Raw genomic sequence first — 25,693 nt, forward strand, 5'->3', positions numbered from 1 at the left:
TGCCGTACAGCACCAGAACCGTTGTGCGGCAGGCATACCCGCCGCATCCGGCTCGCCAGACGCCTCCGCACGACCTGCCCCAGCGTCAAGCTCGCCACGGCGCAACCCTGCGCCACGTGCCTGACCACGGCGCACACTGCGCGCGGGCGCGTGCGCACCACTTCTACGTACGCCGTCGGCTTGTCCGGCGACGCCCGCCGCCATAGCCACGTCGCGGCCCGGCGACACGCGAACCTCCACATCCGCACAGCGCCCGCAGGGTCAGGTGAGGCGCTTTTTCTGGACCTTGCCCATGGCGTTGCGGGGCAACGTGTCGACCACGCGGATCTCGCGGGGGCGCTTGTGGGTCGAGAGTTGTTCGGCGACGTAGGCGATCAGGTCCTGTTCGAGGGAAGGCGCTGTCTCGCCGCGCAATACGACGAAGGCGACGATGCGCTGGCCCAGGTCGGGGTCGGGCAGGCCGACCACGGCGGTTTCGGCTACGGCGGGGTGGCCGAGGAGCACGGTCTCCACTTCGCCCGCGCCGATGCGGTACCCACCGGATTTGATCAGGTCCACGGATTCGCGGCCGACGATGCGATGGAATCCGTCGGGGTCGATGGCGGCGACATCGCCGGTCTTGAACCAGCCGTCCTGGGTCCAGCTCTCGGCTGTCGCCTCCGGCCGGTTCAGGTAACCGTCGAACAGCATCGGGCCGGAAACCTGTAGCGCGCCGATGCTTTCGCCGTCGTGCGCGACCTCGCCGCCCGCTTCGTCTCGCAGCCGGGTCCGCACGCCGCGCACCGCGGTGCCGACCCACCCGGGGCGGCGTTCACCGTCGGCGCGGGTGGACAGGGTGATCATGGTTTCGCTCATGCCGTAACGCTCGATGGGCGCGTGGCCGGTGAGTTCGCGCAGCTTCTCGAACACCGGGACGGGCAGCGGCGCACTGCCCGACACGAGCAGCCGGGCGGCGGCCAGTTCCTTTGCGGCATCGGGATCTTCGACGATCCGGGACCACACGGTGGGCACCCCGAAGTACAACGTGCCGTGCGCGGCGGCGTACGCCTGCGGGGTCGGCTTGCCGGTGTGCACGAGCGGGCTGCCCACCCGGAGCGGGCCGAGCAGACCGAGGATCAGCCCGTGCACGTGGAACAGCGGAAGTCCGTGCACCAGTGTGTCGTTCGCGGTCCACGCCCAGGCTTCCGCGAGCGCGTCCAACCCGGCGGCGATGGCACCGCGACTCAGCAGCACCCCCTTCGGCAAGCCGGTGGTGCCGGACGTGTACAGCACGAAAGCCGTTGACGCCGCATCGGGTTCGGGATAGGTATGCCAGGACCTGGCGTGCACGCGCACCGGAACCACCGGAAGTTCGCTGCCCGCAGGGGCTTTGCCGAGCCACGCCTGCGCGCCCGAATCGGACAGGATGTGCGCGAGTTCCGCGGTGCCCGAGTCCGGCGGCACCGGCACCACGGTCACTCCCGCGATCAGGCAGCCGACCACGGCGAGCACGGTGCCGACCGTCGGCTCGGCCAGCACGGCGACCCGGTCGGCCCGGGCCACTCGTTCCGCCACCGAGGTCGCGGCGCCGAGCAGATCACTGCGCGAGAGCGTCACGCCGTCGATGGTGACGGCATCCGGGATATCCGCGCCGCCTGCGACGGCGAGCGGGTTCAGGGAACTGAGCAACAGCGGCGAACCGAACGGCATTCGCCCAAACTACTTCGCCGTTCCCCGCCGCAGCAGCACCGGGCGGGGCCGGGAGTGTGACGGTTGACACGCCCATGAGGCGGTGAGAAAGTTTATGTACATCCTTCTCACTCGGACAGAGGTCAACGATGACCAGGCCACTTCGCGCAACGACGCACGAGTCCGAACCTGCGGACGAACTCGACATCACGCAGTTCATCGACGGCATGGTGGGACTGCTCGCCGGCGCGGCGAACGTCATCATGCAGCTCAGCAAGCCACCGGTCGGCTACGGCGTGCTGGAGAGCACCGTGCACAGCGGCAACGTGATGCTGCACCCGGTCAAACGCTTGCGCACCACGGTCACCTACCTCGCCGTGGCCATGCTGGGCTCCCCCGACGAGCGTGCCGACTATCGCGCAGCCGTCAACCGCTCGCACCGCCCCGTGCACTCGACCGCGTCGAGTCCGGTGCGCTACAACGCCTTCGACCCCGACCTGCAGTTGTGGGTGGCCGCCTGCCTGTACTGGGGCGCGCAGGACACCTACACGCGCCTGCACGGCCCGATGGACGAGGCGACCGCCGACGCGTTCTACCGGCACAGCGCCCGGCTCGGCACCACCTTGCAGGTGCGCGACGGCATGTGGCCCGCCGACCGCAAAGCCTTTGCCGCCTATTGGGATCGGCACCTGCGCGGTACCACGATCGACCCGCCGGTCCGCGACTACTTCAACGATCTGATCGATCTGAAGATGCTGCCGCTGCCACTGCGACTCCCCTTCGCGCGGGCGCACCGCTTCTTCGTCACCGGCCTGCTGCCCGCGCACCTGCGCGATCAAATGGGTTTCACCTGGTCCGCGCGGGAGGACTGGGCACTCGAACGCATCCTGCGCACGCTCGGCACCGCCGAGACCCTGCTCCCCGCTCCGGTGCGCATGTTCCCGCTCAACGCGTATCTGGCCGACTTCCGCCTCCGCCGCAGACTCGGCCTGCGCCTGGTGTGACCCGCGGGCGACGGACACAAGTTCGCGACGCCCGCATGTCGTGCCCGGCTTTTCGCCGCACGCGGTGTTATCTCGTCAGAGACGGGCATACCGCGCAAAGGGGGCACGGCAAGGAGGACTCGTGAACCGTGGGACCCTGGCGGGGCTCGCCATCGCACTCTGCTGTGCATTCCACGCACCCCCGGCGGGCGCGGCGCCGTTCGGCCCCGACGTGGTGCCGTCGCGCACGGCGGTCACGTACCGCGCCGCGACGGGCGGCGGTTGGAGTACCACGAACGAACACGAGTCCCGGGCGGCCCTGTCACTGGTCAAGCTGTATCTGGCGGACTATGCCCTGCGGCACGGCGACGGCGCGCCGAGCGACCGGGAGCTGGCCGAGCGGATGATCCGCTACTCCGACGACGGCGCCGCGACCGCGACGGAAGCCAAGTATCCGCGGGCGATCGAAGCCATTGCGGCCGAATACCATTTGGCCGATACGCACCCGTACGGCGAGTGGGGCATGGCCGCGACGAGCACCGCCGACGTCGCGGAATTCCTGATCACCAAATTGCGCAGCGATCGCGGCTCACCGATCTTCGAATGGATGGCGGCGGCCGGCGCCACGGCCGCCGATGGCACCGAACAGGATTGGGGCACCGCCCGCTGGCCGCTCGTGCAGGGCACCAAGTGGGGTTGGTCCGATCTCGGCCCGCCGGACGTCGCTTCCGCTTCGTACGGCACGGGTTTCGTGGTGGTCGCGCACACGCACGGCACCGCCACTGAGCAGACCCTCGATCTCATGGCCGCGATGCCGCTGGCCACGGTCGGCATGCTCGTGCCGAGTTAGCCTGCACCACAACATGTTCGAAGCCTCGCGCGGTCACGGTACGCGGAACGACACCACCACGTGATCGCGGGCGAACTGCCGGATCGCCGCGTCGTCGTGCAGCGGGATGACCGTCTGCGGTGTCAGCGCCAGCGACAGCGCGGTGCGCGCGATCATCTCCGCCAGCGGTTCGGGATCGTATTCGGGCAGCTTGCCCTCGCGCTGTAGCCGAGTGATGAACTCGGCCAGGTAGTCCCGGCCGAGCTCGATGATCGGCGCGCCTTTGACGGTCAGAAAGGGCAGGACCAGTTCGGGTTCCGTGGCCAGCAGCCGATGCACGAGCTGATTGTCGCGCAGCCCCGTGATGAACGCGGCGAAGAGCTCGACGATCTGTTCCTGCGCGGACGCGTCCCGATCGACCTGCTGCTGCAACGCCGCGTCGACCTGCTCGACGAACTCCCGGGTCTGCCGCAACCCGACCGCCTCGATCAGGTCCGACTTGCTGGCGAAGCGCCGGTACAGCGTGGCGAGTGAGAGGCCGCAGCGCCGCGCCACCTCGACCATGCTGGTGCGTTTGATACCGAAGTCCAGGAAGGCCAGCAGTGCGGCGTCGAGCACGCGCGTCTGATTGCGGTCCTCCGGCCCCGCGCTCCGAATCCGCGGCAGGAGTTTGGTCAACTTCGCCATTCCTCCACCCTAGCCCGGTCGATGAAACGATGATGCACAAAGTATCGCAGCGAAGCAGTCGCGGCACGCGACCGTTGACACCCCGGCGAGGCAATGAGAAGGTGATAAACAAATCTTCTCATCGTACGCAGGCGCTCAGCGCCGGCGGACACAGAAAGACGAGGTCGACGATGACCGCACCGCTACGCGCTACCGAGCCGGACGAGGTCCACCCCTTCGAACCACTCACGCCCGAAACGGTCCTGCCATACCTGGACGGCGTCGCGGCCTTCCTCGGCGGCACCGCCAACGTGATCATGCAGCTGAGCCTGCGCCCGGTCGGCCGCGGCGTGCTGGAGAGCACGGTGGACAGCGGCAAAGTGACCCTGCATCCGGTCAAGCGGCTGCGCACCACGCTCACCTATATCGCGGTCGCGATGACGGGTTCCGACGAGGAGCGCGCGGCCTACCGCGAGGCGGTCAACCGCTCGCATCGGCCGGTCCGCTCCAGCGCGCAGAGTCCGGTGAAATACAACGCCTTCGACCCGAAGCTGCAACTATGGGTGGCGGGCACGATCTACTGGGGCCTCGACGACCTCTACACCCGGATGCACGGCCCGCTCGATCCGGCGGCCGCCGAAGCCCTCTACCAATACTCTGCCCGGCTCGGCACCACGCTCCAGATGCGCCCGGAGATGTGGCCCGCCGACCGCGCCGCATTCCTCGCGTGGTGGGAGGAGAATCTGGTGCAGTACCGGATCGAACCCGCGCTGCGCGCCTACTTCGACGACCTCATCGACCTCCGGATGATGCCTCGCCCCGTGCAATTCACCTTCGCGCGGCTCCAGCGCTTCGTCGTGGCCGGTCTGCTGCCGCAGCACGTGCGCGACGAAATGCGGATGACGTGGACCGAACGCGATCAACGCCGATTCGACCGGCTGCTCCGAGGTATCTCCCTCGTGCACAACCGGTTGCCGAAGCAGGCGCGACAGTTTCCGCTGAACGCCTACATGTTCGACCTGCGCAGGCGGATGCGTCTCGGCAAGCCACTGGTGTAGGGACTTTCGGGCAGGGACACCAGCGGATCGGTGGGCAGGACGAAAACGTCCTGCCCACCGGCATTTTCACGACTTGCGCACCAGGGCGCGCAAGAAGAAGGTGAGATTGGCCGGGCGCTCGGCCAGCCGCCGGGTCAGATACCCGTACCACTGACTGCCGTAAGGGACGTAAACCCGAACGGCCGTACCCGCGGCGGCCAGCCTGCGCTGCTCCACGTCGCGCACTCCGTAGAGCATCTGGTGCTCGAATCGATCTGGGCCGCGGCCGGTTTCGCGGACGAGCTGCTCGGCGGCGACGATCGGCACCGGATCGTGCGTGGCCACCATCGGGTAGCCCGCACCTTGCATCAGCACCTCGAGACAGCGCAGGTAGGAGTCGGTCACCTCGGGTGCGCGCTGGAAGGCGACCTCGTCGGGTTCGCGATATGCGCCCTTGCACAGGCGGACTCGCGAATCCGGACCGGACAGCGACCGGCAATCCGTCTCGGCGCGATGCAGATAGGCCTGCAAAACCGCGCCGAGCCAAGGAAATTCCGTCCGCAGCTCGGACACGGTCGCCAAGGTGTCCGCGGTGGTGGTGTGGTCCTCGGCGTCGACGGTCACCCAGACCTCGGCCCGCGCGGCCGCGGCACACAGGATCCGCAGGTTCGCGGTGGCCACCGCGGCACCGTCGCCCGGCAGGGCTTGGCCGAGTGCGGACAACTTCACCGAGACCTCGACCGGCGGTGCCGTGATCCCGGGCAGCGCAGGACGTTTCAGCGCGGCCAGGTCCGCGATCAACGAAAGGTACTCGGCCACCGTGGCATCGGCCTGCGCCCGATCGGTGGTGTTCTCCCCGAGGAAGTCCACGCTGACCATCCGGCCGCTGTCGAGCAGTGCCCGCGCCACCTCGATGAGCTCGGCCCTGGTCTCCCCCGCGACGAACCGCCGGACGATACCCGCGGTCACCGGCAGCCCGGTGACCGCGCGCCGCAACCGCGACGACTCCGCCGCCGCGAGGATGACGGGCCGCAGCGGATTCACGCCGGGTCCGAGTCCATATGCGGATAGCGGTATCCGGTGGGCGGCACGAAGGTCTCCTTGATCGTGCGCGGCGCCACCCAGCGCAGCAGATTCAGCGGCGAGCCCGCCTTGTCGTCGGTGCCCGAGGCCCGCGCGCCGCCGAAGGGCTGCTGTCCGACCACCGCACCCGTCGGTTTGTCGTTGACATAGAAATTGCCCGCCGCGAAACGCAGTGCGGCACCGGCCTGTTCGATCGCCTGGCGGTCCTGGGCGAACACCGCGCCGGTCAGCGCGTAGGGCGCGGCCGATTCGGCCTCGGCCAGGATCGCCGCGAACGCACCGGGTTCGGCGTCGTCGTAGACGTGCACCGACAGGATCGGGCCGAAATACTCGGTGGCGAAGGACTCGTCGCGCGGGTCGTCGGCCAGCAGCACCGTCGGGCGGACGAACCAGCCTTCGCTGTCGTCCCAGGTGCCGCCGACCGGGATGGTCAGCCCCGCCGCCCTGGCCCGTTCGATCGCCGCGACGTTCTTGTCGAACGCGCGCCGATCGATCAGCGCGCCACCGAAATTGGACAGATCGGCGACGTCCCCGTAAGTCAGCTCGTCGGTCTGGTGCAGGAAGTCCTCGCCCATCGCCTGCCAGATCGTGCGCGGGAGATAGGCGCGCGACGCCGCGGAACATTTCTGCCCCTGATACTCGTAGGCGCCGCGAATCAGCGCTGCCCGCAAAGCGTCCGGGTCCGCCGAGGGGTGCGCCACGATGAAGTCCTTGCCGCCGGTCTCGCCGACCAGCCGCGGATACCCGTGGTAGCGGCCGAGATTCGCCCCGACCTGCTGCCAGAGGTGCTGAAAAGTCTTGGTGGAGCCGGTGAAGTGGATACCGGCGAGCCGCGGGTCGGCCAGCGCCACCTCGGACAGGTCCCGGCCGTCGCCGGTCACCATATTGATCACGCCGGGCGGCAGGCCCGCCGCCTCCAGCAGCCGCATTGTGTAGAAGGCCGACAACGTCTGGGTCGGCGACGGCTTCCACACCACGGTGTTGCCCATCAACGCGGGCGCGGTGGGCAGGTTGCCCGCGATCGCGGTGAAATTGAACGGGGTGATCGCGTAGACGAAACCCTCCAGCGGCCGGTAGTCCAGCCGATTCCACACCCCGGGACTCGACTCCGGCTGCTGGGTCATGATCTGGCGCGCGAAAGCCACATTGAAGCGCCAGAAGTCCACCAGCTCACACGGCGCGTCGATCTCGGCCTGCTGCGCCGATTTCGATTGCCCGAGCATGGTCGCGGCGGCCACCGTCTCCCGCCACGGCCCGGCGAGCAGATCGGCGGCGCGCAGGAAGATCGCCGCGCGCTCGTCGAACGGCAGCGCCCGCCAATCCGGCGCGGCCGCGATCGCGGCGTCGATCGCACCCTGCGCCTCGGATTGTGTGGTGTCGGTGTAGGTCCCCAGCACATGCCGGTGCCGATGCGGTGCGACGATCTCGTGTCGCGCGCCGCTGCCGGGCCGGTACTTGCCGCCGATCACCAGCGGCACCTCGGCGGTGTCCGCGGCGATCTCGGCCAACTTGGTGACCAGCAGCTCGCGCTCGCGGCTGCCGGGTGCGTACGAGTGCACCGGCTCGTTGGCAGGAGTGGGGACAACCGTGACAGCGTCCATAGTTCAGGCTAGCGCCGTCCCGGCTCGGCGACCGTGCTTGCGCCGCGCACCCGGCTGCGTGTCGTCGGGCTAGTTCAATCGCTCGACGGCGGCGGCGATGCGCTCGTCGGTGGCGGTGAGCGCGATGCGGACGTGCTCCGCACCGGCCGGACCGTAGAAATCGCCGGGCGCGGCCAGGATGCCGCGGTCGGCCAGCCAGTCCAGCGTCGTCCGGCACGCCTCGCCCCGAGTGGACCACAGGTACAGGCCTGCCTCGGAGTGGTCGACCCGGAAACCGGCCGCTTCCAACGCCTTCCGGAGCACGTCGCGCCGGGCGCGGTAGCGCTCCCGCTGCTGTGCCTCGTGCGTGTCGTCACCGAGCGCCGCGGTCATCGCGCTCTGGATCGGATACGGCACCATCAGGCCGGAGTGCTTGCGCACCTCGAGCAGCTCGGTGACCAGCGCGGGATCGCCCGCCACGAAACCGGCCCGGTAGCTGGCCAGGTTCGAGGTCTTCGACAGCGAGTGCACGGCAAGCAGATTCGTGTGGTCGCCGCCGGAAACCTCGGGGTCGAGAATGGAGACCGCGCGGCCTTCCCAGGTGAGGCCGAGGTAGCACTCGTCCGAGGCGACGATCACGTCGCGCTCGCGGGCGAACTCGACGACCTTGCGCAGGTGGTCGACGCCGAGCACGCGGCCCGTCGGGTTGGACGGGGAATTCACATAGAGCAGCGCGGGCGTGCGCGGACCGAGCTGGGTGAGCCCGTCGGCGCGCACGATCTGCGCGCCGGCCAGCAGCGCGCCCACCTCGTAGGTCGGGTACGCGACCTCGGGAATGACGACCAGGTCCGCCGCGCCGAGGCCGAGCAGCCGGGGCAGCCCGGCGATCAGTTCCTTCGTGCCGATCACCGGCAGTACGGCGGCGGCGTCCAGCCCGGTGATGCCGAACCGCCGCTTCAGCGCGTCCACCACGGCCGCGCGCAGTTCCGGGGTGCCGTGCGTGGCCGGGTAGCCGGGCACCGCCGACGCCGCGCTCAACGCGGTACGGATCAGCGGATCGACCGGGTCGACCGGCGTGCCGACCGACAGGTCGACGATGCCGCCGGGGTGCGCCGCGGCCTTCGCCTTCACCGAAGCGATGGTGTCCCAGGGAAAATCGGGAAGCAGGCTGCTGACCCGGGTACGCGTGGTCACGACAGAGCTACTCGCTCGCCATCGGCGGGAGTTCCTTGATGAACGGCGGATCGTAATCGACCTTGCCGACCTTGGTGGCGCCGCCCGGCGAACCGAGCTCGTCGAAGAAGTCGACGTTGGCGTTCACGTATCCGCTCCACTGGTCCGGGGTGTCGTCTTCGTAGAAGATCGCCTCCACCGGGCAGACGGGTTCACATGCACCACAGTCCACGCATTCGTCGGGATGGATGTACAGCATGCGACCACCCTCGTAGATGCAGTCCACGGGGCATTCCTCGATGCATGCCTTGTCCTTCACGTCAACGCACGGTTCAGCGATGATGTACGGCACTGCCGTTCTCCTAGTCTGTCCTCACCTTGCGGGGATAGTCCGCCCAGCGAAACACTATCCGGACACCCCACGCTACTCCGGGTCAGCCTTGCCTAACTTGCGAGGTTCCGCACGCCACTGCTGATGCGCGAATCCACCCGCCGGACCGGGCCGCTGGCGGACCGCCCCACGTGGGAGCGGGTCCGTCCCCCTCGGATCAGGCCGATCCGCCGGGTTGCGGCGGATCGGCCACGATCCGACTTCGATCGCCACACCGGGTCTCGGCTATCGCCGATGGGCGCCGTCAGGAACAGCCTACGCCGAGCCCACCGACAACGGCAGGGCCGAAACCTTGTGCTGCGGAACGCCGTACGTGGTGGTCCGCTCGCGGGCCGGACGGCCGATCCCCGAGGCGATGTCGACCAGCTCCGCGACGGTCTTGGCCGAACCGTGCTGCGAGCCCGCCATCCGGGAGATCGTCTCCTCCATCAGCGTGCCGCCCAGGTCGTTGGCGCCGCTGTTGAGCATGACCCGGGTTCCGGTGGTGCCGAGTTTCACCCAGCTGGTCTGGATGTTGTCGATCCGGCCGTGCAGCATGATCCGGGCCAGCGCGTGCGCGGCGCGGTTGTCCCGGTTCGTCGGGCCGGGCCGGGCCGCGCCCGCCAGGTACAGCGGGGCGCTCTGATGCACGAACGGCAGCAGCACGAATTCGGTGAAACCGCCTGTCTCGTCCTGGATTCCGCGCAGCACCCGCAGATGTCCGACCCAGTGCTTCGGGTTGTCCACGTGCCCGTACATCATCGTCGAACTGGAGCGCAGCCCGATCTGATGCGCGGTGGTGATCACCTCGATCCACGCCGAGGTGGGCAGCTTGCCCTTGGTGAGCACCCAGCGCACCTCGTCGTCGAGGATCTCGGCGGCCGTGCCCGGAATGGTGTCCAGGCCCGCTTCCTTCAGCGCGACCAGCCAGTCCCGGATGCTCTGCCCGCCGCGGGACGCGCCGTTCACGATTTCCATCGGGCTGAAGGCGTGCACGTGCATCGAGGGCACCCGCTGCTTCACCGCGCGCACGATGTCGGCGTAGCCGGTGACCGGCAGGTCGGGATCGATACCGCCCTGCATGCAGACCTCGGTGGCGCCGTCGACGTGCGCCTCCCAGGCCCGGTCCGCGACCTCGTTCATGCTCAGCGTGAACGCGTCCGCGTCGCCCTTGCGCTGGGCGAACGCACAGAACCGGCAGCCGGTGTAACAGATGTTGGTGAAGTTGATGTTCCGGTTCACCACGTAGGTGACGTCGTCGCCGACCGCGGAACGGCGCAGCTCATCGGCCAGCGCGGCGACGGCCTCCAGGTTCGCGCCGTCGGCCCTGGCCAAGGCCAGGTAGTCGGCGTCACTGAGTCCGGCCGGATCGTGCTCGGCGGCGCGCAGCGCGGCGAGCACCTCGGAGTCGAGCCGTTCCGGTGCCGTGACGGCCAGGTCGCGGGCCTGTTCGCGGATGGTGTCCCAGTCGCCGAACGCACCGACCACGTCCTGGCCGAGCGCCGAATCGCTGCGGCTCTCGGTGTTGCGGCCCTCGGTATCGATCGAGGTGTTGAGATCCACCCGGCCCGCGGACTCCCAGGACTGGTCCGGCTCCTGCCAGGGCAGCCCGACCGGCATCGCGTCCGGGTTCGCCAGACCTGTCTCCGGATCGCTCAGTGCCGCGACGTGCACGCCGATCCGCGGATCGATCCACGGGCTGCCCGCGCGCACGTACTTCGGATGCGCGGAGGTCCGCTCGACCAGCTGGTATCCGGCCGCCTCGGTGATCTCCCGCAACGTGTCCAGGTTCGGCCAGGGCCGCTCCGGATTCACGTGATCGACCGTGACCGGCGAGACGCCGCCCCAGTCATCGATGCCCGCGTCGATCAGGGCGAGGCAGTCCTCGAGCGACACCAGGTTCGGCGGCGCCTGCACCGGCACATCCGGGCCGAGCAGCAGCCTGGTCACCGCGATGGTGGCGAGGAACTCGTCGATGCCCGCGTCCGGCACGTCGCGCATCGCGGTGTCGTCCTTGGCCCGGAAGTTCTGGATGATGACTTCCTGGATATGCCCGAAAGCCTTGTGCTGCTTGCGGATCGCCATGATCGACTCGGCCCGCTCCAGCAGCGATTCGCCGATGCCGACCAGGATGCCCGTGGTGTAGGGCACCGAGAGCCGGCCGGCGTCGGTGATGGCGCGCAACCGGACCGCCGGATCCTTGTCCGGGCTGCCGTAGTGGCAGTTGCCCTTCTCACTGAACAGGCGGGTCGCGGTGGTCTCGAGCATCATGCCCATCGACTGCGCGACCGGCTTGAGCCGGGAGATCTCCTCCCACGACATCACGCCCGGGTTCAGGTGCGGCAGCAGGCCGGTCTCCTCGAGCACCATGATCGAGACGGCGCGCAGGTAGTCCAGCGTCGAGTCGTAGCCACGCTCGTCGAGCCACTGCGCGGCCTCCGGCCAGCGGTCCTCGGGGCGGTCGCCCAGCGTGAACAGCGCTTCCTTGCAGCCGAGGGCGGCGCCGCGGCGCGCGATGTCGAGCACCTCATCGGGCTCGAGGAACATGCCCTTGCCCTCGGCGCGCAGCTTGCCCGGGACAGTGACGAAGGTGCAGTAGTGACACTTGTCCCGGCACAGCTTGGTCAGCGGAATGAAGACGTTGCGCGAGTAGCTGATCGTCTTCGGCCGTCCCGCCGACTCCAGCCCCGCGTCGCGCACCCGGGCCGCGCTGGTACTCAGATCCTTCAGGTCGTCGCCGGTGGCGTGCAGCAGCACCGCGGCCTCGTCCACGTTCAGCGTGACGCCGTCACGCGCCCGGCGCAGCGCGCGCCGCATGGCCGACGGGGAGGGCGGCGGAGTGGGGATGCTCGGGTTCGGCAGTTCCGTCACGGCTTGGCCTCGCTGACGCTCGAGGCGACCGCGGCGGGTCGTGCGGTGCCTATGGTTCCTTCGCTACGCTCAGTCACGGTTTCGATCATGCGCTAACCATCCGGACCTGTCTCCTTCCGAAGCCGTTGAGCGAAGACAACCCCGCCCCGCATCACAGTATTCCGGCGTCCGGACCCGCTGCCGGTCACCGACAACTTCCTGTCACGGGGGCGGCAACGGCTGTGCCACGCGGCAATTCCGCTTCGGGTAGCACGGCGATCCGGCGTCCGGCATGGAACCATGGCAACCATGTCGTTGCCGCGCACGATCATGGCCGATCCGGCCTGGCGTCCCAGTCCCAAGGCGAAACTGCTGTGGACCGTTCAGGCCGTGCTCGCCTGGGTGGTGCCGTTCGCGGCGCAAGTGGTGTGGGCGGTGCTCGACTCCGCCCATCGCGGCTGGCAACTCGTGGTGTTCCTGGTGACGCTCGCGCTCGCCGTATCGAACATCGTGGTGGTGCCGTGGTGGCGGTACGCGGTGCATCGCTGGGAGGTCACCGACGAGGCGGTGTACACCCGGGTCGGGTGGCTGAGTCAGGAGAGCCGGGTCGCGCCGATCTCCCGGGTGCAGACCGTCGACACCGAACGCGGCCCGCTCGAGCGCCTGCTCGGCCTGGCGACGGTCACCGTGACCACCGCGTCGTCGGCGGGCGCGGTACAGATCTCCGCGCTCGATCTCCCGGTCGCCGAGGAGACGGTGACCCGGCTGACCCGGATCGCCGCACAGCACCGCGGAGACGCGACATGACCGACGTCGCGGCCGTCCCCCCGGAGACGGATCAGCCGTGGTCCCGGCTCGACAAGCGAATGTTGCTGGTGCACCCCGTCACCGAGGTGGTGAAGTTCATCCCGGTGCTGATCGGTTCGGTGATCCTCGGCACCAGCAGCGGCAACCATGTGTGGAGCGTCATTCCGCTGGTAGCGATCGTCGGGTTCGCGCTCACCCGCTGGTTCACCACCACGTACCGGGTCGGGACGACGCATGTCGAGCTGCGCACCGGACTGATCCAGCGCAAGAAGCTCTCGGTGCCGCGGTCGCGGATCCGCTCGGTGGATATCGAGGCCGACCTGCTGCATCGGCTGCTCGGCCTCGCCGTGCTGGCCATCGGCACCGGACAGCAGGCGGATTCGGGTGAGAAATTCAAACTCGACGCGCTCGACGCGCGCCTGGTTCCCGACCTGCGCACCGCGCTGCTGGCGCACACCGCCGCGGCTGGTGCCCCGGCGTATCACGAGGAGAGACAACAGCTTCCGTCCGACGGACCGGTCACCGAGCCGCAGGACGCACGGCCCGCGCAGGAGATCGCGCATTGGCAGCCGCAGTGGGTCCGGTACGCGCCGCTGTCGCTGACCGGTTTCGCGATCATCGCACCGATCGTCGGTATCGCGTTCCAGTACGGCATCGGGCAGCTGCTGGTCCGGTCGGACACGGTGCAGCGGGTCGAAAACGGCGGCGCGGTGGTGCTCGCTCTCGGTGTGTTCGTGTTGATCGTGCTGGTAGTGGCCGTGGTCAGCCTCGCCGCCTGCGCCCGGTATCTGACCACGTATTTCGGCCTGAAAGTGCTCGACGACGGGCGCACCCTGCACCTGCGGCACGGCCTGTTCACCACCCGCCAGATCACCCTGGACCTGGCCCGCTTCCGCGGCGCGACGGTGAACGAACCACTGCTGCTGCGCTTGTCCGGCGCCGCCGAACTCGAGGCGATCATGGTCGGCGAGAACCCGCGGCAGAAGATCCTGCCGCAGGCGCCGCGGGCGGCCATCGAACACACCCTCGGGCATCTGCTCGCCCCGGACACGTTCTCGGACAAGCCGATCGGCCCCTCGGCCGCCGGCGGCACCCCGGATCCGGGCAGTGCGCCGCTGCGTGCGCACGGACCGGTCGCGCGACGCAGGCGATACACCCGCGCGCTCGGGCCGGTCGCCGTGCTCGCGGTCGTCATGGCGGCCGTGTCACTGACCGGCGCCCAGTTCTCGCCGTGGTGGTGGCTGGTGCCGGTGCTGCTGGCCCTGGTCGCCGTCCCGCTCGCGCAGGACCGCTATCGCGGCCTCGGCCACGCCGTGCTGCGCGAAACCGCAACCAGCCCAACCTGGTTGATCACCCGCTCCGGCGCACTCGACCGGGACCGCGATTGCCTGGAGGCGCCGGGCGTGATCGGCTGGACCGTGCGCCAGAGCTTCTTCCAGCGGCGCAGCGGCGTCGCCACCGTCGTGGCCGCCACCGCGGCGGGCAAGAAGCGCTATCGCGTCATCGATATCCCGATCGAGCAAGCCTGGCCGTTGATCGAGGCGGTGACGCCGGGCCAACTCGGCTGATCGGCTCAACGCTTGAACAAGCCCGAATTGACGCGGAGGTAGACGAACACCAGCGGCGGCACCAAACCGCAGAACAGCAGCAACACGGTGCGCCAGTCGCTGGCCAGCATGATGTCACCGCCCGGGCCGGTGCTCGCGCAGACGAGGAAGCCGAAAGTCCAAGCGCCCAAGGGCAAGAACATCGCCGCGGTCCGGGTGGAGACCGACCGCGCGCCGAGCACGAGCAAGACGTTCACCAACCCGGCCAGCACCCCGGTCACCGGGAAGGCGGTCGTGCCCAGGTAAGCGGGCAGGTACAGCACCTCCAGCGCGAGCGTGATGAAGGCGTCCAGCACCAAGACGACGAGGATGATCGGGACCAGGGGTAGCGCGGCGGCACCGCTCGACCCGGTCCCGGATGCCACGGCAGCGTGGTCGTCGACGGCCGGCCTCACGGCACCGGCGGGAAGCCGAGCAGGGTCAGCAGATGACTCTGCATCTCCACGAACCCGTGCAGCACGGACAGATACAGCTCGTGTTGCGCGGGCCAGTTCGGCCGCATGCTTTCGACGAACGCGGCGATCGCGTCCTGGACCGACCAGTTGTACATGGCAGCGAGTCTATTCCGGCGGCCCGGCGGGCGGGACCGGCATGATCACTTCTCGCCGTCCATCGGGATGTTGGCGACCACCGGGAACTCACCGGTGTAGCCCATCCGCTCCTGCGCGATGGACAGCACCCGCTTGCGCGCCACGAACCAGCCGACGATCAGCATCGGGACGATGATCACCAGCGAGGCCACGGTCCAGGTGCCCACCGGATAGTCGAAACCGGTCAGCACCACCACGAAGAACAGGAACACCAGCGTGAGCAGTCCGGTGTAGGGCGCGCCGAACATCCGGAACGAGGGCCGTTCCACCTTGCCCTGTTTGGACCAGCGCCACAGCTGCAGCTGGCACAGCACGATGGTGGCCCAGGAGGCGACGATGCCGAGCGAGGCCATGTTCAGCACGATCTCGAACGCCCGGTCCGGCACCACCCCGTTGAGCGCGATGCCGACGAGGGCGATCAGGCTGGTCAACAGGATGCCGCCGTAGGGCACGCCGTTGCGCCCCATCACACCGGTGAACTTGGGCGCGCTGCCGTTCATCGACATGGACCGCAGGATGCGCCCGGTCGAGTACAAACCGGCGTTGAGGCTGGAGAACGCGGCGGTGAGCACCACGAGATTCATCACGCTGCCGATGCCCGGCACGCCGAGCATGGTGAAGAAGGTGACGAACGGGCTCTCCTTCGCGGTGTAGGCCGTGTACGGGAGCAACAGGCCGAGCAGCACCAGCGAACCGACATAGAAGATCGCGATCCGTGCGATGACCGAGTTGATCGCCCGCGGCATGATCTTGGCCGGGTTCTCCGTCTCGCCCGCCGCCGTGCCGACCAATTCGACCGCGGCATAGGCGAATACGACGCCGGAGACGACGACCACCAGCGGCAGGACGCCGGTGGGGAACAGGCCGCCGCTGTCGGCGATCACGCTCGGTCCGGTCGGGTGGCCCTGTACGGTGAAACGCCCGATCAGGAAGATCGTGCCGACGATCAGGAACGCGCTCAGCGCGAACACCTTGACCAGCGCGGCCCAGAACTCCATCTCGCCGAACCACTTCACCGAGATCAGGTTGATGCTGAGCACCACGACCAGTGCGATGAGCGCGAGCAGCCACTGCGGAATGCTGCTGAAGCTGGACCAGTAGTGGAAGTACTGCGCGATTGCGGTGGTATCGGCGATGCCGGTCATCGACCAGTTGAGGAAGTACATCCAGCCGGCCACGAATGCGGCCTTCTCGCCGAAGAACTCACGCGCGTAGGAGACGAACGAGCCGGACGAGGGCCGATGCAGCACGAGTTCACCGAGCGCGCGCAGGATGAGGAACGCGAAGAATCCGCAGACGCCGTAGACGAGGAAGAGTCCCGGTCCGGCGTTGGCCAGCCTGCCGCCCGCGCCGAGGAACAGACCGGTGCCGATCGCGCCGCCGATCGCGATCATCTGCAATTGCCGCGGCTTGAGACTCTTGTGATAGCCGTCGTCTTCGATGCTGAGGTGCGCCCTGTCACCGACCGCTGTCATGAACCGCTTCGCCCTCCACATCGATGATTGAGATCACGGGAACGGTACCCGGCGTACGAGATCGAGGTAACAGCAACCCTCAGGCTACAGATAAGCGCAGCTCAGCGGCCATTCCGGAGCGATTCGGAGATTCCGGTCGAATCCGGCACGACATACGGCGACAGCCTGTCGCCATCGACGGAAGTTCAGTGCTCGAGCCCGGCGAAGAGATCATGTTCGCGGCCGTCCGAACCGACCGGCCCCCGCCGGCCCCGTACCAGGACGTAGCACTCCTCCGGCAGTACCGGCTGAGCAACATTGTTGGACAGCGCGAACTCCCGGCCCGAGGGCGCCACGGTGACCTGCGTGGCATGGGCCCGCAGCGCGGCGCGTTTGGCGGCGAGCGCGTCCGACACGTCGATCGTGGTCGTCACGGTGTGGCTCGGCACCGCGGCCAGTTCCCCCTCGGCGGGCAGTCGCCAGCCCGCGGGCAAACGGCCCGGCAGCCCGTCCACGGTGCGTCTGGCCAGGGCGGCGGTGTGCTGACGCAGCATGTCGGCGTCGGTGACGGTCCAGTAGAACTTCGGTGTGTCCCAGCCGCGATCGGCCGCGGCGTGCACCGCGGCGGTGGTGATCTGATGTGCGCGAATGTGATCCGGGTGGCCGTAGCCGCCGTTCGGGTCATAGCCGACGACCACTTCGGGCCGCACTTCCAGCAGCACCTCGGTCAGCGCGTCCACCGCCTCGGCGCCCGACTGCACGAACACGCGCGGCTTCTGCGCCGCGGGCGTGCCCGCCATCCCGGAATCCCGCCAATGCCCCGCCCCGCCGAGAAACCGAGGCGGCGCGGCGTCGAGCGCGGCCAGCGCCCGGCTCAGCTCGAGCACGCGATAGCCGCCGAGCTGATCGGCGTGCTCGGCGGTGAGCTGCGCCCACTCGTCCCCGATCACCTCACCCTCCTCGCCGAGCGTGCAGGTCACGACGGTGACCGGGACGCCGCGACGGCGATAGTGCGCGATCGTGCCGCCGGTGGTGATGGTCTCGTCGTCCGGATGCGCGTGCACCAGCAGCAGACCACCCATCACTGGATCTTCCGCCACTGCCCGGCGTCGCCGAAGATGCCGACCTGGATGCTGCCGTTGAGCGAGGCGCCGTCCACCCGCGGACCCGCCGCCGCCACCACGTTGTCCTGGACGATGGGCAGCACGGTGGCCAGGGCCCACAACTTCGGTTCGGCCTCGGCAAGCACCCGGCCCGGATCCATCCCGCGCAGCGCCTCGTCGATCGGCCCCTGCAGGCTCGGATCGCAGACACCGGAAAGATTGGCGGGCGCCCGGCGTTCCGGCGCGGTGGCCGACGGGGTGGTGCCGCCCGCGGTGGCTTCCGGTGGCGGGCAACCATATCGGGACGCGAGCACGGTGGCCGGATCGCCGCCCGCGCTCTCCCAGCCGACGATCGCATCGGTGCTGCCCTCGACCAGTTCACGGCCATAGAGCTCGTCGGCCGCGATCGAGCGCACCGTGGCATCGATTCCGGCACTGCGCAATTGGTCCGCGGCGGTGTTGGCCACCGCGATCGCGGTGAGGTCGCCCTCCACCGCGCCGATCCGAATGGTCAGCGACTTACCGTTTTTCGCGATCGGCCGCGGCGTCGGCGCGGGCGAGGTCGGTGAGTTGACCGGCGGCGGTTCCGGCGCGCGGCCGTAACCCGCCTCGGCCAGCAGCGCGAACGCCTCCTCGGCGGGCAGGCGCGGCGGTTCGGTCGGACCGTAGCCCGGGTCGGAGGGCGAAAGTATCTGCGCGCGAATCGGATCCACCCAGCCGCCGGTCTGCGCGCCGACCGTGGCCAGCAGCGCGGGATCGAGCAGCGCGAGCACGGCCCGGCGGACCCGGATATCGCTCACCGGGCCGGTTCGCCCGTTGAGCGCCAATTGCAGCACGCGCGACTGCGGCATGATCGCGGTGCGCACCGACGGGATGGCGGCCAGCTGCGCCCGGGTCGCGACACCCCCGTGCACCAGGCTCATCTGAGCGTCGTTGGTGCGCAACGATTCCGCCAGCTGCGCGGGAGTTCCGCCGCGGCGCAGCAGGATCTCGTCCGGCGCCACCGGGGTGCCCCAGAAGCGCGCGTTGCGTTCCAGCAGGATCTCTTCGCGCTGCGGATCGATGTTCTTGATCAGGAACTGCGCGCCGGACACCCGGATGCGCTTGACCCAGCCGTCCTGGAAACCACCGGGCGAGTCCTTCATCAGGTGTGAGGGCAGCAGATTGGTGAACAGCTGCCGCCAGGCCGGATAGGGCTCCCGCATCCGTACGGTCACCGATTTGCCGCCGTCGGCCGAGTCGATGTCCGAGATCAGCCGGTAGCCCGCGGAATCCACCACGCCGGGCTGGGAAATCATCTGCTGCCAGAGGAATTGGAAGTCCTCGGCGGCGATCGGCGCGCCGTCGGACCAGTTCGCCTCGTTGCGCAGCGTGTAGGTGATGGTGAACGGATCCTGCGCGGTGACATCGGCGGTGGCGATGAGCGACGTGTCGGGCACCCAGTCGGTGACCCCCGGCGCGACCGGGCTCGGCACCGGGCGGAACGGGCTGGGCAGCACCATCGAGGCCAGCGCCGCGGTGGCGGGCGACTGATCCGAACGCAGGTGCGGGTTGAAGCCGATGCCGATGGTGTCGATCGCGACGACCACGGTGCTCTTGCCCGGTTTGGCGGGCGTGGTCTTGGGGCTGTCGGTGCTCTCGATCGGCGGCGGCGGATTCGCGGTACACCCCGCGAACACCGTCAGCGACGCCGTGATGACCAGCAACATCACGCGCCACGCCGTACTCCGGTGCCGCCGCGGGCTCACGCTGCGCACGCTACCGCGCCGAGCCGCTTCGCACCTTTTTCTACGCCCGCTTTCACGCCTGCGGACTCTACCGCACCGGTCTACCGGAATCCCGGCAACGCCGACCCGGCCGGATAGCGACAATGCGTGCAAAAGATCTACGACGACTCGTGGTAATTGCCCGAGCTGCACAGCGGGGCAAACATTCGGCATTCGCATTACCCGGCCGCGACTTCGGTTCCGGACGTCCGATATTCGCTACCGCGGCCGGTCCCGGACGCTCTGTACGGCGGTGGCGGACACCCGTGCCGGGCCGGTCGTCCTCCCGCGTCAGGCCAGGAAGCCACCGTCACCGCGACGGGCTCGCCGCCCCGACGCATCCACCCGGGCACGAAACCAGCGCGGTCGGGTAATTCCCGGGACACGAACGCCGATGCCACCCGAATAAGCAGCTCCCGCATATAGAATTCGACAACAATCAACAGGCGTAATCGCACGGGAGATACGGGTTGCTGCGGAATATCCGTGCAGCGAAAAGTCTTCGCGGACAACGCCCGCTCAATTGATCCGATCGGCTGCCCAGAATTTCCGGAGAATTCAACTCGGCCGACCGGCGCCAGAAATCCCGCGACAGTCCCGGCAGGGTATTCGGGCAACGGGATTCCGGCGACCGCGGGTATGCCGCGGCGGCCGGAATCCCGTTGCCCGGGAACCGATTACAGCGCGGCGCGGTCCCGCGCCTTGCGGCGGGACAGGTCGCGGGCGCGCTCGGTCGCGCCGAGCACCACCTTGCGCACCCGGACCACCTCGGGGGTGACCTCGACGCACTCGTCACCGGCGCAGAACTCCATCGCGCCTTCCAGATCGAGCTGCAGCGGCTTGGCCAGGGTCTCCATCACGTCGGCGGTGGAGCTGCGCATGTTGGTCAGCTTCTTCTCGCGGGTGACGTTGATGTCGAGGTCCTCGGCACGCGGGTTGATGCCCACGACCATGCCCTCGTAGGTGTCCGCGCCCGGCTCGACGAAGAACTGCCCGCGGTCGGCCAGCTGGATCATCGCGAACGGGGTGACCGAGCCCGCGCGGTCGGAGACCAGCGAGCCGGTGTGCCGGGCCCGGATCTCGCCCGCCCAGGGCGCGTAGCCGTGCGAGACCGCGTTGGCGATGCCGGTGCCGCGGGTCTCGGTGAGGAAGTCGGTGCGGAAGCCGATCAGACCACGCGAGGGGACGATGAATTCCATCCGCACCCAGCCCGCGCTGTGGTTGGTCATCTGGACCATCTTGCCCTTGCGGGCGGCGAGCAACTGGGTGATCGCGCCGAGGTACTCGTCGGGGCAGTCGATGGTGAGCTCCTCGTAGGGCTCGTGCACCTTGCCGTCGACCTGCCGGGTGACCACCTGCGGCTTGCCGACGGTCAGCTCGAAGCCCTCGCGGCGCATCTGCTCGACCAGGATGGCCAGCGCCAGCTCACCACGGCCCTGCACCTCCCAGGCATCCGGGCGGCCGATGTCGAGCACGCGCAGCGACACGTTGCCGACCAGTTCCTGGTCCAGGCGCGACTTCACCATGCGCGCGGTGAGCTTGTGCCCCTGCACCCGGCCGACCAGCGGCGAGGTGTTGGTGCCGATGGTCACCGAGATGGCCGGCTCGTCGACCGTGATGCGCGGCAGCGCGACGGGGTTCTCCAGGTCGGCGAGGGTATCGCCGATCATGATCTCCGGGATGCCCGCGATGGCGACGATATCGCCCGCCACGGCGAGTTCGCCGGGCTGGCGCTCGACGCCGATGGTCTGCAACAGCTCGGTGATCTTCACCTGCTTGACGCCGTCGGCGTGCATCCACGCGACGTTCTGTCCCTTGCGCAGCTCGCCGCTGTAGATCCGGACCAGCGCGAGGCGGCCGAGGAACGCGGAGGCGTCCAGGTTGGTGACGTGCGCCTGCAGCGGCGCGGCCGGATCGCCCTTGGGCGCCGGGATGTTCTCCATCAGCACGTCGAACAGCGCGTCGAGGTTCTCCGCGTCGGGCGCGTTGCCGTTCTCCGGACGCTCCTTCGACGCCTTGCCCTCCCGGCCGGAGGCGTAGAGCACCGGCAGGTCCAGGGCCAGTTCGGCGGCCTCGGCGGCGGCGTCGTCCAGATCGGAGGCCAGGTCGAGCAGCAGGTCGTGGCTTTCCTCGACGACCTCCTCGATCCGCGCGTCCGGGCGGTCGGTCTTGTTGACGACCAGGATCACCGGCAGCGACGCGGCGAGCGCCTTGCGCAGCACGAACCGGGTCTGCGGCAGCGGGCCCTCGGAGGCGTCGACCAGCAGCACGACGCCGTCGACCATGGACAGGCCGCGCTCGACCTCACCGCCGAAGTCGGCGTGTCCGGGGGTGTCGATGACGTTGATCACGGTGACCGAGCCGTCCGGGTGGTGCCGGTGCACCGCGGTGTTCTTCGCGAGAATGGTGATGCCCTTCTCGCGTTCCAGGTCACCGGAGTCCATCACGCGGTCGACGAGTTCGGCTCGCTCGGCGAACGCGCCGGATTGCCGGAGCATCGCGTCGACCAGCGTCGTCTTACCGTGGTCGACGTGGGCCACGATGGCGACGTTGCGAAAATCGCGCGCAGACGACACGCTGAATCCTCCTGCTGTTAGGTGTAGGTACCGGCCGACCCCTGCAAACAGGTGGAGAATCGAAACTCACCGGGCATTGCGGCCGTCTATACAGTACCTGTGTCCGGCTCACCGCAGAGTTTCAGGCACTCGACTTAGGGTATGCTAACCGGCGTGGGCAAGGTCAAAGCAAAGCAGGTTTCGCGCCTGAAACCCAAGAAGAAGTGCTGTCGCAAGAAGACGCGCTGCCTGAAATGCCCTGTGGTCATTATGCGTATGAAGAAGTGCGAAGCCGCAGGCATCTGCGGTAAAGACCTGAAAAAGGCGCTGAAGGTGGCGCGCGCCGCCTGACCCCGCCCGCGTGCGCAGCCGCCCCGCCCACCGCGCCGTACCCGGTCTGTCCCGCAATGACGGACATCACTTCGCGCACAGGAGTAGAACCGGGTTATGAGCAAGCCATTGCTGACCGAGACCGAACTCGCCGAGGCCCTGACCGGACTCCCCGAGTGGTCCAGAGACGGTGACGTCCTCAGCCGTACCGTGCAAGCGCCCAGCTTCCTCGCGGGCATCGAACTCGTCCGGCGGGTCGCGACGGCGGCCGAGGACGCCAATCATCATCCCGATATCGACATCCGCTGGCGCAAGGTGACCTTCGCGCTGTCCACCCACGATTCCGGCGGGCTCACCGTGCTGGACATCGATCTCGCGCGCGAGATCGATCGGCTGGCGGGCGAACTCGGCTGAGGCTGCGGGCGCGCGCCGTGGCTTACGCGGCGCGTGCCTGGCCTTCGGCCGTCGGCACCGCCGGCGCCGCCTGCTTCCGGTCACGCCCGGTCCAGATCACCCAGACGAACAAAACCAACGCGCCGAACACATTCACCGTGCCGAGCCAGGCGAGCACGGCCGGGCGCGGGATGGTCCAGATCGAATCCTGGAAGAACGAGAGCACCCACGGCACGCCGATGAGCGTGGTCACCAGCCAGTAGCCCGCGATGAGCTTGGCGCCCCGCACGTCGCGCAGCGGCCCGTACAGCAGCCACAGCACCGTCGGCACCAGCCACACCCAGTGGTGCGACCAGGAAATCGGCGAGACGAGCAGCCCGAAGAACTGCACGAGCACCAGCGTGCCCATGCGGTCGTCCGGCGCGAGCGCCCGCCACGCCAGCACCGCGAGCACCGCGACGACCAGCACCCCCGCCAGCCACCACGGCCCGGATTGCACGTCGTAGCCGAGGATTCGGCTCATCGCACCCCGCAGCGACTGATTCCACACCGAGCCGACCGGGCCGATCCGATCGGCGTCGCCGAGCAGGGTGCCGAAGTAGCGCCGGGCCTCGTGCGGCGCGATCAGGAAACTGAGCCCGACCGTCGCGCCGAACACGATCGCCGAGCAGACCACGGTGGCCCAGCGCCTGCGCGCGACGAAATAGAGGCCGCTGATCGCCGGGGTCAGCTTGATCCCGGCGACGATGCCGACCAGACCACCCGAGATCCACCAGCGCGAGCTGCGCACCGCGAGCATCGCGCCGAGCACCAGGAACACGTTGACCTGGCCGTAGTCGATGGTGGTCCGCACCGGTTCCATCCACACCCCGACCGCGGTCCAGCCGACCACGCCGGTCTGCCACTCACTGGCGCGCTCCGCGCCGAGGATCAGCTCGATCGCGATGCGCACCACGCCGTAAAGCGCGGCGACGGTGGCCAGCAGCCAGCCGACCGAGACGACGCCGAAGGGCAGATAGTGCAGCGGGAAGAAGACCAGCGCGGCGAAGGGCGGATAGGTGAACGGCAGCGGGAAGTCCGGCGTCTTCTCCGCGTAGGTGAAGTCGTAGAGCCGATCGGTCAGCAGCGCCGCCGAACCGTCCACGTAGACGTGCAGATCGACGACGTTGCTTCCGTTCTCGGTGAACAACATCCAGCACAGCCTGGCCAACACGGACAGGCCGAGCGCGAGCACGGCCCATCGAAGGTGACGGTTCAAATCGCAGGCTTTCGACTCGGGTGCGGTGCGTCGGCCCGACACTCGCATGAAGCGGGTGTTCGGCGACAAGAACGGATGGCTCGGATTAGATTAACCGCAGCGTCGATCTGTGCTGCTCCGACCTCGAATCACTGATAACATTTACATCACCTTTCACACCAGTAACATCCTTCACGCGCTACCGTCTGATATCACTGATCGTCCGCACTACCTGTAGGGCACTGCCGCTGTACACATAGCCGTGATGTCCCTAGAGTGACCCCCGAAACGATGGCTTTTCAGCATCGACCCAGATGTACCCGAGGTAAGGACGGCTAGACCAGTGCTTCGCACCCGAGGATCGCGGATCGCATTGTCCGCGCTCGCCATTGCGGTGAGCGCCACGCTTGCCGCGCCGACGACAGCAGTCGCCGCGCCCGCGCCCGCGCCTGCGGCGACTCCGAACGCCGTGCCCATGGTCCCCGAGGGCGTCCCGGTCGACGCGCTCGCCGCCCTGGCCCCCGCCATCGTCGGCTCGATCGCCGGGCCCGCCGATATCGCGGCCGGTCCGCAGTCGGCCATCCTCGATCAGGCCCGCAGGCTGCTGGCGACGCTGGGCCTGCCCCCGCAGATCAAGTCCACGCTGGAGCGGATCATCACCTTCCTGGACGGCAGCGGCGGCGGTGGCCCCGAACTGCCGCAGGAGGGCCCGGTCATCGCCCAGTTCCTGTACCCGACCATCGGCAAGGGCTGCATCGGCCCGACCGCCGACTCGGTCGGCACCGCACTCGCCGTCGCGGGCCCGGCGCAGCTGCCGCCGCCCGGACCGAAGGCGGGCCAGGCCGGCTTCGTGTTCACCGCGCTCGGCACCAAATCGCCGACGCCCGAACAGAACCCGCCGATGTCGGTGCAGTGGATGAACCTGGACACCCGCCAGTCCGGCATCCTGCCGCTGACCGACGAGGCCAAGATCAACCCCGGCGGCCCGGCCACCCTGTCCGCGATCGCCGACACCGGCGCGGGCCGGATCGTCGCGGTGATCTCCGGTTCGCTGACCACCCAGGCCGCCGACGCGGAACCGCGCACCTGCGCGTTCCTGCCCACCCTGGGCTTCTTCACCGTCGCATAGGTTTCCGAGCACGAAGGCGGCGGCCCATCCGGGTCGCCGCCTTTGTCGTCCCCGTGCCAACCCGGCGGCGAAACGCCGCGATGACCTGTGCGTGCTCGCCGGTTGTGGTAGACCGCTAGTTATGGCGACGATCGAACACTCGATACGGCCCGGCCACTCGATTCGGAGCAGGCGCTCCCATCGATCGATCCTGTCCTTCCGGTCCGAGGGCTCCATACTCTCCATCGGCTCCGCCTACTCGATCCTGTCGATCGGCAGTGTCGGTTCGGTGCTCTCGATCGGGTCGGTGGGTTCGTTCGGGTCGGCGCTCTCCTCGTTCTCGTTCACCAGCCTCGGCTCGGCGTTCTCCGGGCTCTCGCGCTGGTCGTTGTTCTCCTGGCTGGGCGACCACGAAGCGCCCGACACCCGGCCCGCGCTGCGCGTCGTCCCCGACGACGAACCGGACCTGCGCGTCGCGCCGGTCACCCACAGCCAGACCTAGCG

Annotated in this window: 23 protein-coding genes; 9 read left to right on the forward strand and 14 right to left on the reverse strand. The window is 68.7% G+C overall.

The window, feature by feature from the left end; genetic code table 11:
• Positions 1 to 261: 261 nt before the first annotated feature.
• Positions 262 to 1,689 (reverse strand): acyl-CoA synthetase, encoded by a 1,428-nt coding sequence (locus O3I_RS36010; RefSeq protein WP_014987970.1) that lies wholly within the window; start codon positions 1,687 to 1,689, stop codon positions 262 to 264.
• A gap of 128 nt (positions 1,690 to 1,817) precedes the next feature.
• Between O3I_RS36010 and O3I_RS36015 the strand changes: the two genes are divergently transcribed.
• Complete coding sequence (locus O3I_RS36015; RefSeq protein ID WP_014987971.1) at positions 1,818 to 2,672, forward strand: oxygenase MpaB family protein; 855 nt, start codon at positions 1,818 to 1,820, stop codon at positions 2,670 to 2,672.
• A 121-nt stretch (positions 2,673 to 2,793) separates the two neighbouring features.
• Positions 2,794 to 3,501, forward strand: a complete 708-nt coding sequence (locus tag O3I_RS36020; RefSeq protein WP_014987972.1) for a hypothetical protein — start codon at positions 2,794 to 2,796, stop codon at positions 3,499 to 3,501.
• Positions 3,502 to 3,534: 33 nt separating this feature from the next.
• On the opposite strand, the gene O3I_RS36025 is transcribed toward O3I_RS36020, so the two are convergent.
• Positions 3,535 to 4,167, reverse strand: coding sequence for a TetR/AcrR family transcriptional regulator (locus O3I_RS36025; protein WP_014987973.1), 633 nt, complete (start codon positions 4,165 to 4,167; stop codon positions 3,535 to 3,537).
• Positions 4,168 to 4,337: 170 nt separating this feature from the next.
• On the opposite strand from O3I_RS36025, the gene O3I_RS36030 reads away from it, so the two are divergent.
• Entirely contained in the window at positions 4,338 to 5,204 is an 867-nt protein-coding gene (locus O3I_RS36030; RefSeq protein WP_014987974.1) for an oxygenase MpaB family protein, read from the forward strand.
• Positions 5,205 to 5,270: 66 nt separating this feature from the next.
• On the opposite strand, the gene O3I_RS36035 is transcribed toward O3I_RS36030, so the two are convergent.
• From O3I_RS36035 to O3I_RS36055, 5 genes are all read right to left on the reverse strand, one after another.
• Positions 5,271 to 6,227: a proline dehydrogenase family protein gene (locus tag O3I_RS36035; protein WP_014987975.1), complete on the reverse strand. Its 957-nt coding sequence runs from the start codon at positions 6,225 to 6,227 to the stop codon at positions 5,271 to 5,273.
• The gene (gene pruA, locus O3I_RS36040) at positions 6,224 to 7,867 is read right to left on the reverse strand and encodes an L-glutamate gamma-semialdehyde dehydrogenase (protein WP_014987976.1); all 1,644 of its coding nucleotides are present in this window, start codon (positions 7,865 to 7,867) and stop codon (positions 6,224 to 6,226) included. The genes O3I_RS36035 and pruA overlap by 4 nt, the downstream gene beginning before the upstream one ends.
• A 69-nt stretch (positions 7,868 to 7,936) precedes the next feature.
• The gene (gene dapC / locus O3I_RS36045) at positions 7,937 to 9,040 is read right to left on the reverse strand and encodes a succinyldiaminopimelate transaminase (protein ID WP_014987977.1); all 1,104 of its coding nucleotides are present in this window, start codon (positions 9,038 to 9,040) and stop codon (positions 7,937 to 7,939) included.
• Positions 9,041 to 9,047: 7 nt separating this feature from the next.
• Positions 9,048 to 9,371 carry a ferredoxin gene (gene fdxA, locus O3I_RS36050; protein ID WP_014987978.1) on the reverse strand — a complete coding sequence of 108 codons (324 nt, stop codon included), beginning with the start codon at positions 9,369 to 9,371 and terminating at the stop codon, positions 9,048 to 9,050.
• 294 nt (positions 9,372 to 9,665) lie between these two features.
• The gene (locus tag O3I_RS36055) at positions 9,666 to 12,260 is read right to left on the reverse strand and encodes a bifunctional FO biosynthesis protein CofGH (RefSeq protein WP_051066822.1); all 2,595 of its coding nucleotides are present in this window, start codon (positions 12,258 to 12,260) and stop codon (positions 9,666 to 9,668) included.
• Positions 12,261 to 12,548: 288 nt separating this feature from the next.
• Between O3I_RS36055 and O3I_RS36060 the strand changes: the two genes are divergently transcribed.
• Positions 12,549 to 13,046, forward strand: coding sequence for a PH domain-containing protein (locus O3I_RS36060; RefSeq protein WP_014987980.1), 498 nt, complete (start codon positions 12,549 to 12,551; stop codon positions 13,044 to 13,046).
• Positions 13,043 to 14,614: a PH domain-containing protein gene (locus O3I_RS36065; RefSeq protein WP_014987981.1), complete on the forward strand. Its 1,572-nt coding sequence runs from the start codon at positions 13,043 to 13,045 to the stop codon at positions 14,612 to 14,614. The genes O3I_RS36060 and O3I_RS36065 overlap by 4 nt, the downstream gene beginning before the upstream one ends.
• A gap of 5 nt (positions 14,615 to 14,619) precedes the next feature.
• Here the strand turns inward: O3I_RS36065 and O3I_RS36070 are convergent, their stop codons facing one another.
• The 6 genes from O3I_RS36070 to typA all read right to left on the reverse strand — a co-directional run bounded on the left by O3I_RS36070 (position 14,620) and on the right by typA (position 22,142).
• Entirely contained in the window at positions 14,620 to 15,018 is a 399-nt protein-coding gene (locus O3I_RS36070) for a hypothetical protein (protein ID WP_041564788.1), read from the reverse strand.
• Between the two features lie 26 nt (positions 15,019 to 15,044).
• Positions 15,045 to 15,203, reverse strand: coding sequence for a hypothetical protein (locus O3I_RS45790; protein WP_014987983.1), 159 nt, complete (start codon positions 15,201 to 15,203; stop codon positions 15,045 to 15,047).
• A gap of 45 nt (positions 15,204 to 15,248) precedes the next feature.
• Positions 15,249 to 16,718 (reverse strand): amino acid permease, encoded by a 1,470-nt coding sequence (locus O3I_RS36075; protein ID WP_014987984.1) that lies wholly within the window; start codon positions 16,716 to 16,718, stop codon positions 15,249 to 15,251.
• Between the two features lie 185 nt (positions 16,719 to 16,903).
• On the reverse strand, positions 16,904 to 17,779 hold the full coding sequence (gene mshB, locus O3I_RS36080; RefSeq protein WP_014987985.1) for an N-acetyl-1-D-myo-inositol-2-amino-2-deoxy-alpha-D-glucopyranoside deacetylase: 876 nt from the start codon (positions 17,777 to 17,779) through the stop codon (positions 16,904 to 16,906).
• The gene (locus O3I_RS36085; RefSeq protein ID WP_014987986.1) at positions 17,779 to 19,509 is read right to left on the reverse strand and encodes an ABC transporter family substrate-binding protein; all 1,731 of its coding nucleotides are present in this window, start codon (positions 19,507 to 19,509) and stop codon (positions 17,779 to 17,781) included. Before O3I_RS36085 ends, mshB begins: the two co-directional genes overlap by 1 nt.
• A 734-nt stretch (positions 19,510 to 20,243) precedes the next feature.
• Positions 20,244 to 22,142, reverse strand: a complete 1,899-nt coding sequence (gene typA, locus O3I_RS36090; RefSeq protein ID WP_014987987.1) for a translational GTPase TypA — start codon at positions 22,140 to 22,142, stop codon at positions 20,244 to 20,246.
• A gap of 153 nt (positions 22,143 to 22,295) precedes the next feature.
• Between typA and O3I_RS45795 the strand changes: the two genes are divergently transcribed.
• Both O3I_RS45795 and O3I_RS36095 read left to right on the forward strand, forming a co-directional pair.
• Complete coding sequence (locus tag O3I_RS45795; RefSeq protein WP_086006248.1) at positions 22,296 to 22,472, forward strand: hypothetical protein; 177 nt, start codon at positions 22,296 to 22,298, stop codon at positions 22,470 to 22,472.
• Between the two features lie 96 nt (positions 22,473 to 22,568).
• Entirely contained in the window at positions 22,569 to 22,865 is a 297-nt protein-coding gene (locus O3I_RS36095) for a 4a-hydroxytetrahydrobiopterin dehydratase (RefSeq protein WP_014987988.1), read from the forward strand.
• A gap of 22 nt (positions 22,866 to 22,887) precedes the next feature.
• Here the strand turns inward: O3I_RS36095 and O3I_RS36100 are convergent, their stop codons facing one another.
• Complete coding sequence (locus O3I_RS36100) at positions 22,888 to 24,150, reverse strand: mannosyltransferase (RefSeq protein ID WP_051067073.1); 1,263 nt, start codon at positions 24,148 to 24,150, stop codon at positions 22,888 to 22,890.
• A 274-nt stretch (positions 24,151 to 24,424) separates the two neighbouring features.
• Here O3I_RS36100 and O3I_RS36105 point away from each other — a divergent pair, with 274 nt between their 5' ends.
• Together O3I_RS36105 and O3I_RS36110 are read left to right on the forward strand one after the other, a co-directional pair.
• A complete protein-coding gene (locus O3I_RS36105) occupies positions 24,425 to 25,210 on the forward strand; it encodes a hypothetical protein (protein WP_041563091.1) in 786 nt (261 codons plus the stop codon).
• 121 nt (positions 25,211 to 25,331) lie between these two features.
• On the forward strand, positions 25,332 to 25,691 hold the full coding sequence (locus O3I_RS36110; protein ID WP_014987991.1) for a hypothetical protein: 360 nt from the start codon (positions 25,332 to 25,334) through the stop codon (positions 25,689 to 25,691).
• The last annotated feature ends 2 nt before the right edge of the window (positions 25,692 to 25,693 follow it).

The organism is Nocardia brasiliensis ATCC 700358, assembly GCF_000250675.2.
GTDB classification, from domain to species: Bacteria; Actinomycetota; Actinomycetes; order Mycobacteriales; family Mycobacteriaceae; genus Nocardia; species Nocardia brasiliensis_B.